This is a genomic window from Ructibacterium gallinarum, assembly GCF_014982785.1.
In the GTDB taxonomy this organism is placed as follows: domain Bacteria; phylum Bacillota; class Clostridia; order Monoglobales; family Monoglobaceae; genus Ructibacterium; species Ructibacterium gallinarum.
Genome location: NZ_JADCKB010000052.1, coordinates 1 through 2,892, shown reverse-complemented (window position 1 = coordinate 2,892; position 2,892 = coordinate 1). Strand labels below are relative to the sequence as shown.

General features: G+C 49.5%; 1 rRNA gene. It reads right to left on the bottom strand.

The annotated features are described in order from the left end of the window. A 23S ribosomal RNA gene (locus INF28_RS12575) occupies positions 1-2,639 on the bottom strand; the annotation flags it as partial. Positions 2,640-2,892: the final 253 nt, after the last annotated feature.

Below are 2,892 nucleotides of genomic sequence, written 5' to 3'. Positions count from 1 at the left end.
CACCAGTGGTACGTCCATCCCGGTCCTCTCGTACTAAGGACAGCTCCCTTCAAATTTCCTGCGCCCGCGACAGATAGGGACCGAACTGTCTCGCGACGTTCTGAACCCAGCTCGCGTACCGCTTTAATGGGCGAACAGCCCAACCCTTGGAACCAACTCCAGCTCCAGGATGCGATGAGCCGACATCGAGGTGCCAAACCTCCCCGTCGATATGGACTCTTGGGGGAGATCAGCCTGTTATCCCCAGGGTAGCTTTTATCCGTTGAGCGACGGCAATTCCACTCTCATTCCGCCGGATCACTAACTCCAACTTTCGTTCCTGCTCGACCTGTACGTCTCGCAGTCAGGCTAGCTTTTGCGTTTGCACTCTCCGCACGATTTCCGACCGTGCTGAGCTAACCTTTGAACGCCTCCGATACTCTTTAGGAGGCGACCGCCCCAGTCAAACTGTCCACCAGACATTGTCCCCTGACCAGTTTCATGGCCACAGGTTAGAATTCCAGTATCACAAGGGTGGTATCCCAAAGGTGACTCCCTCACAACTGGCGTCATGAGTTCTCAGTCTCCCACCTATTCTGTACATGCAATACCAAAATCCAATATCAAGTTACAGTAAAGCTCCATGGGGTCTTTCCGTCTAGTCGCGGGTAACCGGCATCTTCACCGGTACTACAATTTCACCGGGTGTGTTGTTGAGACAGTGCCCAAATCGTTACGCCATTCGTGCGGGTCAGAACTTACCTGACAAGGAATTTCGCTACCTTAGGACCGTTATAGTTACGGCCGCCGTTTACTGGGGCTTCAATTCAAGCCTTCGCTTGCGCTAAGCTCTCCTCTTAACCTTCCAGCACCGGGCAGGCGTCAGCCCCTATACTTCATCTTTCGATTTAGCAGAGACCTGTGTTTTTGCTAAACAGTCGCTTGGGCCTATTCTCTGCGGCCTGCCTTCGCAGGCACCCCTTTTCCCGAAGTTACGGGGTCAATTTGCCGAGTTCCTTAACAACACTTCTCCCGCTGGTCTTAGGATTCTCTCCTCACCCACCTGTGTCGGTTTACGGTACGGGCGCCTCAGCAATACACACAGCTTTTCTCGTCAGTGTACAATCACCTGCTTCGCTACTTGTTTTCGCTCCCTTTCGCCGTACTCTACCATCCGTACGGTCAGGCTATGTTCCTGCGTCCCTGTGCTTAACACTTTCGGCGGCTACGGATTCTCTACCGTATGTGCATCGACTACGCCTCTCGGCCTCGCCTTAGCTCCCGGCTTACCTTGAGCGGACGAACCTTCCTCAAGAAACCTTAGGTTTTCGACCATTATGATTCTCACATAATTCTCGCTACTCATTCCGGCATTCTCTCTTCTATCTCGTCCAGATGTCCTTCCGATCATCCTTCGCCCTACTATAGAATGCTCCCCTACCAATTAGTCATTCAACTAATTCCCAAGCTTCGGTATAGATTTTAGCCCCGTTGAATTTTCGGCGCCTAATCACTCGACTAGTGAGCTATTACGCACTCTTTTAATGAATGGCTGCTTCTAAGCCAACATCCTAGTTGTCTCTGCAACTAAACATCCTTTTCCACTTAAATCTATTTCGGGACCTTAGCTGTGGGTCTGGGCTGTTTCCCTTTTGACCATGGAACTTATCTCCCATAGTCTGACTCCCGGACATCATTTATGCGGTATTCTGAGTTTGATAGGGTTCAGTAAGCTATACGCCCCCTAGCCCATTCAGTGCTTTACCCCCGCTAAACTAATCCGAGGCTAGCCCTAAAGCTATTTCGGGGAGAACCAGCTATATCCGAGTTCGATTGGAATTTCTCCGCTACCCACAGCTCATCCCCGCATTTTTCAACATACGTGGGTTCGGTCCTCCACGAGATTTTACTCTCGCTTCAACCTGTCCATGGGTAGGTCACCCGGTTTCGGGTCATATATATACAACTTCTCGCCCTATTAAGACTCGGTTTCCCTGCGGCTTCAATACTTAATATCTTAACCTTGCTGCATACATATACTCGCCGGACCGTTCTACAAAAAGTACGCCGTCGCACCTTAACGTGCTTCGACTGCTTGTAAACACACGGTTTCAGGTTCTTTTTCACTCCCCTCCCGGGGTTCTTTTCACCTTTCCCTCACGGTACTTCTCCTCTATCGGTCATCAGGTAGTATTTAGGCTTGGATAGTGGTCTACCCTGCTTCCCACCGGGTTTCACGTGTCCGGCAGTACTCTGGATCCTGCTCGATGCTTCTAAATTTCGTTTACGGGACTCTTACCCTCTACGGTTTACCTTCCCAGGTAATTCTACTATCTTTCCGCAATTCGTTACGCAGTCCTCAACCCCACAGATATTACTATCCATGGTTTGGCCTCTTCCCATTCCGCTCGCCGCTACTTTGGGAATCTCTTTTGATTTCTCTTCCTCCGCCTACTTAGATGTTTCAGTTCAGCGGGTCTTCCCACCTATACCTATGTGTTCAGTATAGGTTGACAGGGTATTGCCCTGCCGGGTTTCCCCATTCGGATATCTGCGGATCTATGCTCATTTGCAGCTCCCCGCAGCTTTTCGCAGCTTATCACGTCCTTCTTCGGCTCCTGATGCCAAGGCATTCTCCATGTGCTCTTCTTCGCTTGACCTCGCAAAAGCTTCCGCTTTCTGTCTCGCGCTTATCTAGAACAATCTCTCGTTCTCCTCAGCGATTTCTTATGTGAGTAAGTGTTACTTCCAAAGAATAGTTCCAGTTACCCTTGATATATTTTCATATATCGCGCGTTCTTTCTGAAAAAACCTCGCATTATTTCTAATGCTTCTTCGTAAGTCTCTCGATATCTCTATCGAGTCCTCTTACTCTCCTCTTTATTCAATTCTCAAACAGCATATAGGAACAAA